General features: G+C 60.8%; 14 protein-coding genes. 3 read left to right on the top strand and 11 right to left on the bottom strand.

What is annotated here, in order from left to right; translation table 11 throughout:
• Positions 1–67: 67 nt before the first annotated feature.
• The 7 genes from ASG55_RS23385 to ASG55_RS23355 all read right to left on the bottom strand — a co-directional run bounded on the left by ASG55_RS23385 (position 68) and on the right by ASG55_RS23355 (position 5,326).
• Positions 68–1,225, bottom strand: coding sequence for a glutathionylspermidine synthase family protein (locus tag ASG55_RS23385; protein WP_056790792.1), 1,158 nt, complete (start codon positions 1,223–1,225; stop codon positions 68–70).
• Between the two features lies 1 nt (position 1,226).
• Complete coding sequence (locus ASG55_RS23380) at positions 1,227–1,925, bottom strand: DUF1190 domain-containing protein (RefSeq protein ID WP_056790788.1); 699 nt, start codon at positions 1,923–1,925, stop codon at positions 1,227–1,229.
• 18 nt (positions 1,926–1,943) lie between these two features.
• Positions 1,944–2,369 carry a DUF350 domain-containing protein gene (locus tag ASG55_RS23375; protein WP_016772952.1) on the bottom strand — a complete coding sequence of 142 codons (426 nt, stop codon included), beginning with the start codon at positions 2,367–2,369 and terminating at the stop codon, positions 1,944–1,946.
• A gap of 15 nt (positions 2,370–2,384) precedes the next feature.
• Positions 2,385–3,035 (bottom strand): DUF2491 family protein, encoded by a 651-nt coding sequence (locus ASG55_RS23370; protein WP_056790785.1) that lies wholly within the window; start codon positions 3,033–3,035, stop codon positions 2,385–2,387.
• Between the two features lie 208 nt (positions 3,036–3,243).
• Complete coding sequence (locus ASG55_RS23365; protein ID WP_016772954.1) at positions 3,244–3,942, bottom strand: PspA/IM30 family protein; 699 nt, start codon at positions 3,940–3,942, stop codon at positions 3,244–3,246.
• A 17-nt stretch (positions 3,943–3,959) separates the two neighbouring features.
• Entirely contained in the window at positions 3,960–4,541 is a 582-nt protein-coding gene (locus tag ASG55_RS23360; RefSeq protein WP_225914461.1) for a YjfI family protein, read from the bottom strand.
• 230 nt (positions 4,542–4,771) lie between these two features.
• Positions 4,772–5,326, bottom strand: coding sequence for a cysteine hydrolase family protein (locus ASG55_RS23355; protein WP_056790782.1), 555 nt, complete (start codon positions 5,324–5,326; stop codon positions 4,772–4,774).
• Between the two features lie 101 nt (positions 5,327–5,427).
• Between ASG55_RS23355 and ASG55_RS23350 the strand changes: the two genes are divergently transcribed.
• From ASG55_RS23350 to ASG55_RS23340, 3 genes are all read left to right on the top strand, one after another.
• The gene (locus ASG55_RS23350) at positions 5,428–6,408 is read left to right on the top strand and encodes a GlxA family transcriptional regulator (protein ID WP_056790778.1); all 981 of its coding nucleotides are present in this window, start codon (positions 5,428–5,430) and stop codon (positions 6,406–6,408) included.
• A gap of 297 nt (positions 6,409–6,705) precedes the next feature.
• A complete protein-coding gene (locus ASG55_RS23345) occupies positions 6,706–7,815 on the top strand; it encodes a DUF3182 family protein (RefSeq protein ID WP_056790775.1) in 1,110 nt (369 codons plus the stop codon).
• Positions 7,805–8,563 (top strand): alpha/beta hydrolase family protein, encoded by a 759-nt coding sequence (locus ASG55_RS23340; RefSeq protein WP_041477675.1) that lies wholly within the window; start codon positions 7,805–7,807, stop codon positions 8,561–8,563. Before ASG55_RS23345 ends, ASG55_RS23340 begins: the two co-directional genes overlap by 11 nt.
• A 105-nt stretch (positions 8,564–8,668) precedes the next feature.
• On the opposite strand, the gene ASG55_RS23335 is transcribed toward ASG55_RS23340, so the two are convergent.
• Genes ASG55_RS23335 through ASG55_RS23320 form a run of 4 tightly spaced genes read right to left on the bottom strand, consistent with a single transcriptional unit; the run spans position 8,669 to position 12,646 of the window.
• Positions 8,669–9,658, bottom strand: a complete 990-nt coding sequence (locus tag ASG55_RS23335; protein ID WP_041477676.1) for a lysylphosphatidylglycerol synthase domain-containing protein — start codon at positions 9,656–9,658, stop codon at positions 8,669–8,671.
• The gene (gene clsB, locus ASG55_RS23330; RefSeq protein ID WP_056790773.1) at positions 9,655–10,929 is read right to left on the bottom strand and encodes a cardiolipin synthase ClsB; all 1,275 of its coding nucleotides are present in this window, start codon (positions 10,927–10,929) and stop codon (positions 9,655–9,657) included. Before clsB ends, ASG55_RS23335 begins: the two co-directional genes overlap by 4 nt.
• Complete coding sequence (locus ASG55_RS23325) at positions 10,926–11,723, bottom strand: endonuclease/exonuclease/phosphatase family protein (protein WP_056790768.1); 798 nt, start codon at positions 11,721–11,723, stop codon at positions 10,926–10,928. The genes clsB and ASG55_RS23325 overlap by 4 nt, the downstream gene beginning before the upstream one ends.
• Positions 11,720–12,646: a DUF72 domain-containing protein gene (locus ASG55_RS23320; RefSeq protein ID WP_056790764.1), complete on the bottom strand. Its 927-nt coding sequence runs from the start codon at positions 12,644–12,646 to the stop codon at positions 11,720–11,722. Before ASG55_RS23320 ends, ASG55_RS23325 begins: the two co-directional genes overlap by 4 nt.
• Between the last annotated feature and the right edge of the window lie 67 nt (positions 12,647–12,713).

Raw genomic sequence — 12,713 nt, 5'->3', positions numbered from 1 at the left:
CGTTGCTTCTGAAGATCAAAAGATCGCAGCCTCGTTGCACTCGTCAGCTCCTACATGAGGAATTGTTTCAGTCGAGGATCAGGTGCGGCAAAAATCGACTTGAATCCTTGGTGATCAGACTATTGTCTTCACGCACACCAATCCCCGCTGCCTCATCGCCAATCACCCACGAGCCAATCAGCGTGTAGCTGTCGCCAAACTTCGGCAGCGGTGCGAACTCCTGCAGGATGAACGGCGCATCGGTGTAAGGCCCGTCCTCTTTGACGATCAGACCTTCCGTCGTTTGCAGCTCGATGTTGGCGCCTTCGCGGGAAAAGTACGGCTTGCGCACCCAGCCCTTCGGCACCGCGCTCTGCGGATTCGGATCAAGGTGCGCAGCGAGCAGATTCGGATGGCCTTGGTGCAACTCCCACAGCAAAGGCAGCGCACCTTTGTTCGACAGAATCGCCTTCCACGCCGGTTCGAAAAACTGCGTATCGCATTCGGCGATCACTGCGCCGAACGGCTCGTGGAAGATGAATTCCCAGGCGTGCAGCTTGAACAGGTGCGGGATCCAGCGATCCTGCAGATCGACGAAACGACCTTCAGCCGTCAGGCCAATGTCTTCGATATCGATGTGGCGTGATTCGATGCCGACCTTTTCCGCGATCAGCCGCAGGTAATCGGTGGTGCCTTTGTCCTCGACCGAATCCTTCATCGACGCAAAGTAGAACGGCCGCTTCAACTGCAACTCGGCGAAGGCCTGATGCAGCTTGGTGTCGATGCTGTTGAACTGGTCAGCATGTGGCGGCAGCGTGCCACGCTCGATGCACTGTTCCAGCCAGCCCCATTGAAACGCCGCCGCCTCATAGAGGCTGGTCGGCGTGTCGTAGTTGAGCTCCAACAGTTTCGCCGGCCCGTTGCCGCTGTAGGAAAAGTCCATGCGACCGTACAGATGCGGATGACCCTCGCGCCAGGAGGTGCGGATCATGTCGTAGTACGCCGCCGGGATACTCAGGCGATCGAGCAACTCCTCGCTGTTGACGACGCGATCCACCAGATCCATACACATCTCGTGCAGTTCGGTAGTCGGGTCTTCCAGATCGTTTTCGATCTGCGCGAGGCTGAACTGGTAGTAGGCGCTTTCGTCCCAGTACGGTTCGTCGTCGATGGTGTGGAACAGGAAACCGAGGCTTTCGGCGGTGTGTTTCCAGTCGGGGCGCTCGGCGCAGTGGATCTTTTTCATGTCAGCTGCTCGAGCGTCCGGAACTGCTGCCCCAGCCACCCCAACCGCTGCGGGCACTCGACTGGCTGCCGAAACCGCCGCGCGAAGTCGACGACGCAACGTTCACCGGTTTGCTCTTGCTGCTCTCGTAATCCGACTGGCTGCGCGAGGTTGTGTCAGCTCGGCGGTACTGCGTTGAGGTGTTGTACGGCTGGCGCGTTTCGCGATCACGGTAAACGGTGCGTTCGGCGTTGTTGCTCATTGCGTTGCCGATCAGCCAGCCGGTCAGCCAGCCATTGCCGCCGCCACCTGAGCCACCGGAATAGTGCGAGCCGCCGTGGCTGGCACTGCTGCTGGTGGTGTCTCCCGCCGGCATTTGCGAATTGGCGATGGCATCTAGATCTTGCGGCGTCTCGGCATTGCCCGGCACTTTGAAGCCGCCGAGTTTCGGCACGAAACGGCCATCGGAATTTTTCTGACACCAGCCAGCGGCGAAGTCTGCGTCGCACTTGGCCTTGTCGTTGTAGGCCGGGGCGATGCGCCGGTGTTCGTTCAGGGCGGCGACGTAGGCGCTGGAGCAGAGATCGGCGGCCAATTCGGCGTCGACACACTGTTCAACGCTTTGGAAGTTGCGCGGCTGATCCAGCGCCGCTGCTTCACCGGAAATCGCCATCGCCACCGATGCGGCGAGGGACAATTGCACGTATTTGCTGCGTTTCATCGAGAGGCTTCCTGCCGGTCAGTGGGACGGGGTCATGCACGCGGCATTGAGCATGCCGACGCTGATCGCCACGGCAGCCACATAGATGCCGGCCGCCACTTCGCCGTTGGCGATGCGCTGGGAAGTGCCCTTGAGCACCAGCCCGGTAGCGACAAACGCCAGCAATTGCACGACGGCGGCGATGACCGCCCAGAGGACGAAGTCGAGCACGTTGACCGAGTAGGCGATCACGTTGCTCGCCGGAATCGCGAAACCGATGATTGCCCCGGACAGGGCAATGGCGGCGGCAGTGTTGCCGGCGCGGATCAGCTCGAATTCCTTGTGCGCGGTGATGCGCGTGTAGACGAATTGAAACAGCATGAACAGCAACACGGCGCCGATCAGGTAGACGACAAAACCGACCAGCGCGGTTTTGTTCAGAGAAACGGCCAAGACTTCCAGCATGAAAAACTTCCTTTTTTAAATGGCGCTCAAATCAGTCGTGTACAGCGAGATGCCCAGCGAGGTGCTCAGGCTGACGGTGCCTTCTTCGTCCTGTTCGACTGAGAACAGCAGCAGTTCGCGGCGATCGGTCAGACCGGTGTCGCGGGCATACAGCATGGAGTGGTGCTTGATGGTGTAGGACTCGTCCGGATTGACCACGTGTTCGGTCATTGGCACCAGTTCAGTCTGCTGCAGTTCGGTGCCCCATTCGCGGGCGTATTCAACACCGTCGTGGTTGTAGGTCGGCAGACCGATCAGGCTGTTGGGGCCGGCCAGACGCTGCAGTTCGGCGTCACTGTTGACCGTCACGTACCTGAGGTAATTGAACAGGGTGACCGACTCGACCTGATCATCGCCGGTGACGTGGATCTGCACCCAGAAATCCTCGTCGTTCATGTAATAGCGGTGCAGTTTGTTGGACTGGCCGAGATCGACCCAGCCGGCGCTCCACACCGCTTGATCGAATGGCACCCGCACCGAAGTCGAGCCTTCCAGCAGCAACGCCAGGGTCGTGTCGAAGCGCACGCCTTTGCCTTGTGCCATGCCCAGCGGACCGCTGGCGGCGGTGGTCGTTGGCGCAGCGGTCTGCCAATTGCTGGTGCCGAGCAAGTCTTTAAACCATCCCATGGGTACGTTCCTTGAAGCGGGTGGAGGTGTTCGGGTGAAAAAGTGGCGGTAGTGTAACGGGCGAAGCGGTGAACGAGCAGGGGCAATTACGCCGCAAAACCATGTGGGAGCGAGCCTGCTCGCGAATGGGTTGTGTCAGTCACTCGATTATTTGACTGTCACGACGCTTTCGCGAGCAGGCTCGCTCCCACAAGTTACCGTTCAGTCCTTACTGCGCGGACTTCTGCTTCAGGCGCTCAAGGATCGCATTGGCGCTGCCTTCGTTCGGCGTGATGCCGGCGTCGCGCAGTTTGCGTTCCAGGTCGTTGCCGGTGGAGGCGTCGGCCAGTTCGTCCGCTGCGTTCAGTTCGGCAGCGCGTTGCTGCTGCTTGGCTTGCAGGCGGTTCAGGGTGCCGACTGCAGTTTCCAGTTTGCCGTTGGCGCCGCCGCTGGCAATCGAGGCGCTGACCTGGGCTTTCTGCACGCTGTCGCGAGCCTTGGCCATGTCCACTTGCTGGCGCAGGCTCTTGATCCGCGATTCGGCTTTGCTGATGTCTTTGCGCATGTTGTCGGCGTAGGCGCCGAATTCATCGCTGAGTTTCTTCTCGGCAGCGAGGTCGTTGGTCAGGGTCGAAATCGCTTCGGCCACTTCCAGCGCCAGGTCTTCGCGGCCGGCATTCAACGCGGCCACAGCCTTGGCTTCGAGGTCCTTGATCTTGGCGTCGTATTCGCTGACGCGGTCGGCGGCCAGTTTGTGCTTGGCCATGATCGTTACCAGTTCGCGGCGGGCATTGGACAGCGCGGTGTCCGCGTCGCGGATTTCCTGATCGAGGATGCGCAGGGCCTGCTGGTCGGCGATGGCTTCGCCGACTTCATTGGCGCCGCCGCGCAGTGCGGTGAACAACTTGCTCCAGATGGACTGAGTCATTGGATATTCCCTGTTGATTACTTGAAGAAGTGTTCGAAGGCTTCGCTGGCGCGCTGCACGTTGTCGACCAGGGTTTTCACCTCGGTGACTACGTTGGTCAGGCTCGAATCAGCACTGAGCGCGCCGAACATGTTGTAGACGGTCTGCCCGTTCGGCATCGATTCGATCCCGATCGAAGACAGCGGGAACATCTCGCGGCTGCGCAGCACGGCATCGTTGAACGCCTGGACATTGCTGATCGAATCGATGTCCACCAGCACGGTGTCGACGATGATCTGCTGGCCGGCCAGGGCGATGTGAATCGGCAGACCACCGAATTCGTTCATTTCCAGCTTGATGCTCGGTTCGGAGCTCTGGATCAGAGACAGCGAAATCTCTTGGGAAGCCACCTCGTCCAGCGCCTTGAGGGCATTGAAGAGGCTGTCGATGGTCCAGTTGTTGCCTGCGCTCATGTATTTCTCCGACATGAAAGAGCCAGCCAGAATCGGTTGGCGTAGCTGTTGCTCCATTTGCTTGAGCAAGCTTCGGTTTTCCGGAAGCACCCAAGTTTCGTGTTTCACATAACCGGCGGCGGCCAGGCCTGCGCGCATCTGCTTCATGTAGAAGCTCGACGGTTTTTTCGCTGACGTCTTGCCACGCTCGCCCTTGGGGCTGGCTGCGGCAGGCGTCGGAGTGCGGCTTGTCATGGCTGGAATCCGGTTATGAGCGTCTCACGCGTGGGCCACACTACAACCAATGCAAAGTGCCATCAATGACTCACGCGTGAGATTTTCATGACAGACGCAAAAAGGCCCGCAACGCGGCGGGCCTGTGGATTGCGCAGTTGTTGCTAGGCGTTGCTGTGCAGGAACTGCTCAGTCGATACCACGCTGGCGTAGGCGAAACCCAGCGCCGCCATGAAGGCTGCGTGCACATGAGCGGCCGGCACCGTCAGGCCATTGAATTCCAGATCACGGCTGGCGCAGGCATCGTGAATCACCGTGACCGCATACCCCATGTCCGTCGCCGCGCGGGTGATGCCATCGACGCACATATGGCTCATGCTGCCGACCACCACCAGGTCGGTGATGCCGTGTTCGTCGAGCACCGCTTTCAGTTCGGTTTCGCGGAACGAGTTGACGAAGTGCTTGAGCACCACCGGCTCGTCGGCGCGGTTGAGCACTTTCGGATGCAGTTTCGCGCCTTCGGAGCCGGGAGTGAAAAACGGCGCGTCTTCGGAGGTGAATTCATGCCGAATGTGTACCACCGGATCGCCCGTTTCGCGGAAGGCTGCGATCAGCCGTGCGGCGTTATCGGCAGCGGCGTCGGCGCCGACCAGCGGCCACTTGCCTTGGGGGAAGTAGTCGTTCTGGATATCGACTACGATGAGCGCTTGCTTGGCCATGGGATTGTCCTCGAGACGGTGATTGGGTGTGGCCTCAGTATTGACGCTGGCCGAGGATTCGAGGATTGGCCGCACCGACAATAGACGGGGGAAAACTGACAATGGCTGCACAAAGAGCCGCCACCGCTGAACTGGGCGTGCTGATTTACCCCGGCGCGCAACTGGCGGCGGTGCACGGTCTGACCGATCTGTTCGCCGTGGCCAATCGCATCGCTGCCGAGTATCGGGCTGTGCAATTGCCCGTGCTGCGAGTCAGTCACTGGCAGGTCGATGGCGAGCAGTTGCCGGCGCGGGTCTATGACAGTCATCCCGGTGCCGAAGGCGCTTTGCTCGCCGTGCTGATTCCGCCGTCCCTCGGCGGGTTCGATGCGGCGCAGATGACCGTGAGTCTTGCGCAATGGCTGCGCGATCAGCATGCGCGCGGCGCAACGCTTGGCGGTGTTTGTGTGGGCTCGTTGATGCTCGCCGAAAGCGGCTTGCTCGACGGTCGCAGCGCCACCACCCACTGGACCTCGGCCCAGGCTTTTGCCGAGCGTTACCCGAAGATCAAACTGAAGGCCGACACGCCGATTGTCGACGACGGTGACCTGATCACCACGGCCGGGCTGATGGCATGGTCGGAATTGGGGTTGCGCCTGGTCGATCGCTTGCTCGGCCCGAGCATCGCCACCGCGACCGCGCGTTTTCTGGTGATGGAACACAGCGACAGCGCCAGTGAATGCGGAAGCAATTTCGCACCGATCCTCAGCCATGGCGACGCGGCGATTCTCAAGGTCCAGCACTGGCTGCAAAGCACCGGGGCGACGGATGTTTCGCTGAACGCGATGGCCGAGCGTGCGGGACTTGAAGAGCGTACTTTCCTGCGCCGATTCCGCGCCGCGACAGGCTTGAAACCGACCGAGTACTGCCAGCACCTGCGGGTCGGCAAGGCGCGGGAAATGCTCGAGTTCACCAATGGCACGATCGACCACATTGCCTGGACTGTCGGCTATCAGGATCCGGGCGCGTTTCGTGCGATCTTCAAGAAGATTACCGGGCTGGGGCCGAGTGATTACCGTGGGCGGTTTGGTCTGGCGCGGTAGCCTGGGCACTGGAGTAACCCTGTGGGAGCTGGCTTGCCAGCGATGCGATCAATCAGTTGCAAAACAGGTGACTGATCCACCGCCATCGCTGGCAAGCCAGCTCCCACAGGTTTTTGCACAGGACCACGGATCGTGCAATTTGCCGGAGTTTTGCGCGCCGTCGTGCAGTTTGAAACAGGCGTGATGCCAGCACAGTCACGGCAAACTCCCGATTATCGGGCGGTTCGTGGGGATCGTTGATTGGCCTGATCTCTGCAATTTCCTTTGAGAACCCATCGACTGATGCAAGGGGAACGCATGACCCCGACACCCAGCAACAAAATCGTCGTGGCCCATTCGGTGCGTGCCGAGGCGCCGCAACATGAAGTCGAGACCAACAAGGCTCTGGCGCGCTGGTTGGCGCAGATTCTCGGCTGCAAATTCTGCGGCAGTTACGATCCGGCCAAACATCAGGGCCGCGAGCTGTATCTGCTGCCGACACAAACCATCGTTGGCGCCGCCCACGCTCAAGCGCTGGGCATCAACGGCCCCGATGACTTGTGGGGCGGTTACGTCGAATACGATTTCATCTGCACCAAAGCCATCAGCCACGGTTTGCGCAGTCATCTGGCGCACGCGCCGCAGGGCTGGTCGCCGCTGTTCTCGGAGCGGGTGCGCAACGTTGTGCTCGACGGTCTCAGCGTATTTGCCCTGGAAGATGCACGGCCCGCCGCCGAACATCTGCTGTACGCCGGGCCGATTCGCTTGAAGCCGATTCACGCTTGCGCCGGTCGCGGCCAGGAAGTGATCAAGAGCCTCGACGCGTTCGATGAAATCCTCGCTCGCCCAGAAGCGGAGAGCGTGTTCAGTGACGGCGTAGTGCTGGAGCAGGATTTGCGCAACGTCGTCACCCACAGCGTCGGCCAGTCGTTCATCGGCGGCAAAGTGTTGAGCTACTGTGGTGATCAATACTTGACTGAGGACGGTCAGGGCGAAGAGGTCTACGGCGGCTCGAATCTGCTGGTGGTGCAGGGCGGCTATGATCAATTGCTCGCGCTGGATCTGCCTGATGATGTGCGTCTGGCCATCGAGCAGGCGCAGGTCTTCGACAGTGCCGCCAACGAAGCTTACCCGCGCTTCTTCGCCTCGCGGCGCAATTACGATATCGCCCAAGGCCTCGACGCCAGCGGCAACCCGCGCAGCGGCGTGCTCGAACAATCCTGGCGCATGGGCGGCGCGAGCAGCGCTGAAGTGGCGGCGCTGCAAAGCTTCGTCAACGATCCACAGATGCGCGCCATCCGTGTGTCGTCGGTGGAAACCTACATCGATCAGGCGCTGCCGGCGGACGCCATCGAGGTCTATCGCGGCCCGGCGGAAAACAGCGCATTTCTTCTCAAATATGTGACGGTCCAATCCTATGACGGCTAGAAGCGAATGCATTCAAATCGACATTGATGACGAACAGATGAGCGGGACCTTTCTCAGTCCCAAATCGAAAGTCCCGGGGGTGTTGTTCGTGCACGGTTGGGGCGGCAGTCAGGAGCGTGATCTGGAACGGGCCAAAGGCATCGCCGGCCTCGGTTGCGTATGCCTGACTTTCGACCTGCGCGGGCATACCGGCGGCACCGGAATCCCGCTGACCCGTGTGACCCGTGAAGACAATCTGCGTGATTTGCTGGCGGCCTACGATCGCCTGCTGGCGCACCCGGCCCTCGACACTTCGGCGATCGCCGTGGTCGGCACCAGTTATGGCGGTTATTTGGCCTCGATTCTGACGTCACTGCGCCCGGTGCGCTGGCTGGCGCTGCGCGTGCCGGCGCTGTACCGGGATGAACAATGGCACACGCCCAAGCGCGATCTGGACAAGGCCGACCTGCGCGATTATCGCAATACGCTGGTGCGCGCCGACAGCAATCGCGCCCTGCATGCCTGTTCGCAATTCACGGGCGACGTGCTGTTGGTGGAATCGGAAACCGACGACTTCGTGCCCCACGCGACGATCATGAGTTACCGCGCCGCATGTCAGCAGACTCACTCGTTGACCCACCGGATCATCGATGGCGCGGATCACGCATTGAGTGATCCGGTGTCACAGCAGGCGTACACCTCGATTCTGGTGGACTGGATTACCGAGATGGTGGTGGGGGAGCGGTTGAGCATTATCCAATCCAGATGATTTTCAGTGGCCTTGCGAACGCTGTCGCGAGCAGGCTCGCTCCCACAGGTTGAACGCATTTCAAATGTAGGAGCTGCCGAAGGCTGCGATCTTTTGATCTTGATTCTAATGTGTGGGTTTCTTCTCGATCCGCAGCGCCTTGGCCTTGGCCTCCACCACCAGATACATCACCACCGTGATCAACAGCGGCAGCAGAAAATAAATCGCCCGATATGCCAGCAATCCCGCGACCAGACTGCCGCGCGATGCCTCATGCTGCAGCAACGCCACGAACACCGCCTCCAGCACACCCAGCCCCGCCGGAATGTGCGTAATGACCCCGGCAATCGCGCTGATCAACAGCACCCCAAGCACCAGCGGATAATCCAGTTTGCTTGGCAGCAGAGTGAAGATCACCGCCGCCATCAGCGACCAGTTCAACGCGCCCAAGAGCAATTGCAGCACCGCCATGCGCAGCGACGGCAGGTTGATTTCCACGCCGCGAATCGACCACTCGCGGCGTTTGGAAAACTGACACGCCGCCAGATAGCCGGCGCTGACCAGCAGCAATAACACCCCGACCAGTTGCAAGGCCGAACTGCTGAGTTTCCAGCCCGGCGGCATAGTCACCAGACCGCTGCTGAACACTACGCCAGCGATGGTCATGTAGCCGAACCAGTTGGTTGCCAGGCTCAGGCCGAGAATCTTGGCAATGTTGCCTTTGCTCACGCCCAGCCGCGAATACAAGCGATAACGCATGGCGATGCCGCCGACCCAGGCGCTGAGATTGAGGTTGAAGGCGTAGCTGATGATGCCCACCGGCAGGATCTGCTTCCAGGTCAGGTCCTGACGAATGTAGGTGCGGCCAATCAGGTCGAAACTGGCGTACACCAGAAAGCTCAGCAACGTCAGGCTGGCGGCGATGATCAGCGTGCGCACCTTGAAATCGGCGAGGGTCTCCAGCACCTCGGCCCATTCGATGCGCGTGGCGAACATCGTCAGCAAGACGATCAGCGCGAGGAAAAACAGGATGGTCAGCGGGCGTTTCCAGCGGCTCCATTTCGACGGCGCCGCTTGTGTCGAATGGCTATCGGAGTGCACTTCGGAATGACTCATGGACGCGCACCTCGGAAAGGCTTCAGACGCGGTTTATGCGCCGGCAGCCAACCGGCCATGGCCGGGAAGTGCCGCAGGAAGTGGAACACCAGAAAGCCCACGGTCATGTGCCAGATGCGCCCGCGCGGCAACAGCTTGGCGTCCATGGCTTTGCAGTGGTTCTGGCTGAGGTCTTCGAGGCGTTCGTACAGGTGCTGATTGAACGCGCGGTCGCGGATCAGTACGTTGGCTTCCAGATTCAGCGACAGGCTCAGCGGGTCGAGATTGCTTGAGCCCACGGTGCTCCAGTCATCGTCGACCAGCGCGACTTTGCCGTGCAGCGGGCGCTGGCAGTATTCGTTAATCTGCACGCCGGCACGCAGCAGATAATCGTAGGTCATGCGCGCTGCCAGTTTGGCTACGAGCATGTCCGGCTGGCCTTGCAGGATCAGCCGCACCTCGACGCCACGGCGGGCGGCGTTGCGGATTTCGCGCAGCAAACGGTAGCCGGGAAAGAAGTAGGCGTTGGCGATGATTACCCGGCGCTTGGCCTTGCGCAGCACCTGCAAATACACGTCTTCGATATCGGTGTTGTGTTGATCGTTATCGCGGAACACCAGGCGTACCTGGCCGTCGTGGTCGGTGAAGGCCATTTCCTCCAGGCGCTGGCGCCGGCGCTGCCACCAGAACCGCGCGCGCCCGGGACGACCGCTTTGCAGCAGGGCGAAGTGATGGATATCGGCGACCACCGGGCCTTGGATCTCCACCGAATAATCCTGCTTGGCTTCAGGGCCGAAATCGGCCAGGTGATCGCCGGAAAAATTGATCCCGCCAATGAACGCGATCAAGCCGTCGACCACCACGATCTTGCGGTGCAAGCGGCGGAACCAGTTGGTACGGATGCCCAAGTGCTTTGGCGCCGGATCGAAGATCTGCAAATGCACGCCGGCATCGCTCAAGGCCGACAGATAGCCAGTGCTCAGCTCGCCACAGCCGAAGCCGTCGAGGCTGACCGTGGTGCGCACGCCGCGCTGGGCGGCTTCGATGAGGATTTGCTGCAACTCGGCGCCGACCTTGTCTTCGAAAACGATGAAGGTCTCCAGCAGGATCTCGCTCTTGGCTGCGCGCATCGCTTCGAATACCCGGGGGAAATATTCCTCGCCGTTCTCCAGCAGCTCTACGCGGTTATTGCTATGCCATTGATACTCGACGTCAACGTGGCCGGGCTCGCGCACCGGCGGGTTTAGCGGGACCGGGTCGACGGCAGATTTTTCCAGTGGCGCACTGTTCATAGTTCAATCTCCACCGATAACGGTGCGTGGTCGGAAAGGTGGGACCAGGGCCGGTTCGTCAATACTTTTGGGCGGCTGGCCTTGAGGTTGCGTACGTAGATGCGGTCGAGTCGTAGCGCTGGCAGCCGCGCGGGAAAGCTGCGCGCCGGCTTGCCGTACTGCTCGGCGAACACTTCGCGCAGGCCACAGGGCTTGAGCTGCGCATCGGCGCGCTGGCGCCAGTCGTTGAAATCGCCAGCGACAATCACCGGGGCGTCGGCGGGCAATTCGGCGAGGCGTTGCATCAGCAGATCCAGTTGCGCGTTGCGGTGGCTCTCGCGCAGGCCCAGATGCACGCAGATCGCGTGCACTTCGGTGCCGTCGCCAGGCAGGCGCAGCACGCAATGCAGCAGACCACGGTTTTCATGGCCGCTGATCGACACGTCGAGGTTGTCGTGGCGGATGATCTGGAATTTCGACAACAGCGCATTGCCGTGATCGCCCGCCGGGTACACGGCATTGCGCCCGTAGGCGAATTGCGGCCAGAGGCTGTCGGCGAGGAATTCGTATTGCGGCATCGTCGGCCAGTTGTCGTAGCGTTTCGGATGCTGCTCGTGCGTGCCGTGGACTTCCTGCAGAAACACCACGTCGGCGGCGACGCTGCGCACTGCTTCACGCAGCTCCGGCAGAATGAAACGCCGGTTCAGCGCGGTGAAGCCCTTGTGGGTGTTGACAGTCAGTACGGTGAAGGTGCGCACCGAGGGCGCAACCACAGAGCCTTCGTCGGTAAAACCGACCGGTTCGGGAATGCTCATGACAGAACTCCTTCTGCGGCAACTTGCCCGGGAGTCGTGGCGAGGTCTTTGTCGAGGTCCAAGCGCTGCAACAAGTTGCGTGCGTCGTAGGGCGCGCGGACTTTGATGTCGTTGTCGAAGTAGCAGAACACTTCGCGGGATTTGCGCGCGCGGGGTTTCAGGCGTGGCGCTATCAGGTGGGCGTCCTCTGGCTGTTTACCGTGATGCCAGGCGTCGATGCGCTCGGCCCAGCGCTTGAGCGCTTGTTCGGAATAACCGCTGGCGTAGAGCTCTTCGGCGCCGTGCAGGCGCAGATAGACGAAGTCGCTGGTGAGGTCTTCGCGGTACGGCCATTTGCCGGCGGTGTCGGCAATGACCAGCGCGGTGTTGTGGCGTTTGAGCAGGCGCACGAATTCCGGATCGATGAAACTTTCATGACGGATTTCCACCGCATGGCGCAGCGGTTTCTTGCGCCAGGCTTTGACGCTGGCGTGGCCGGGCAGATGCGAGTCGTGCTGGCGGGCGAGGGCGGCTGCGGCTTGGGTATCGTGGGGCAGTTGCGCGAGAAAGTGATCGAAGCGCTCGGCGTCGAATTTGAAATTCGGCGGAAACTGCCAGAGGATCGGCCCGAGTTTTTCCTTCAGCTCCAGCACGCCCGAGGCAAAGAAATTCGCCAGCGGCTTTTCGATTTCGCGCAAGCGGCGCACGTGGGTGATGAAGCGCGGCGCCTTGACGCTGAACACGAAGTCATCGGGCGTTTCGGCGTACCACTGGGCGTAACGTTCGGGGCGTTGCAGGGCGTAGAACGATCCATTGATTTCGATGCTGTTGACCGCGCGGGAGGCGAACTGCAATTCGCGCTTCTGCGCCAGTCCCTTCGGGTAGAAATCCCCGCGCCACGGGGCGTAGCGCCAGCCTGAAATACCGATGTGAATCGTCGCCATCCCATCCTCCCGTAGAAAGTCCTCGTGTTGCCGATGTTCTGTGATGACTGCGGCGGGGGCGGGAAAG

It is taken from the genome of Pseudomonas sp. Leaf434 (assembly GCF_001425545.1).
GTDB classification, from domain to species: domain Bacteria; phylum Pseudomonadota; class Gammaproteobacteria; order Pseudomonadales; family Pseudomonadaceae; genus Aquipseudomonas; species Aquipseudomonas siliginis.
This window is presented reverse-complemented; position numbering and strand designations above follow the sequence as displayed.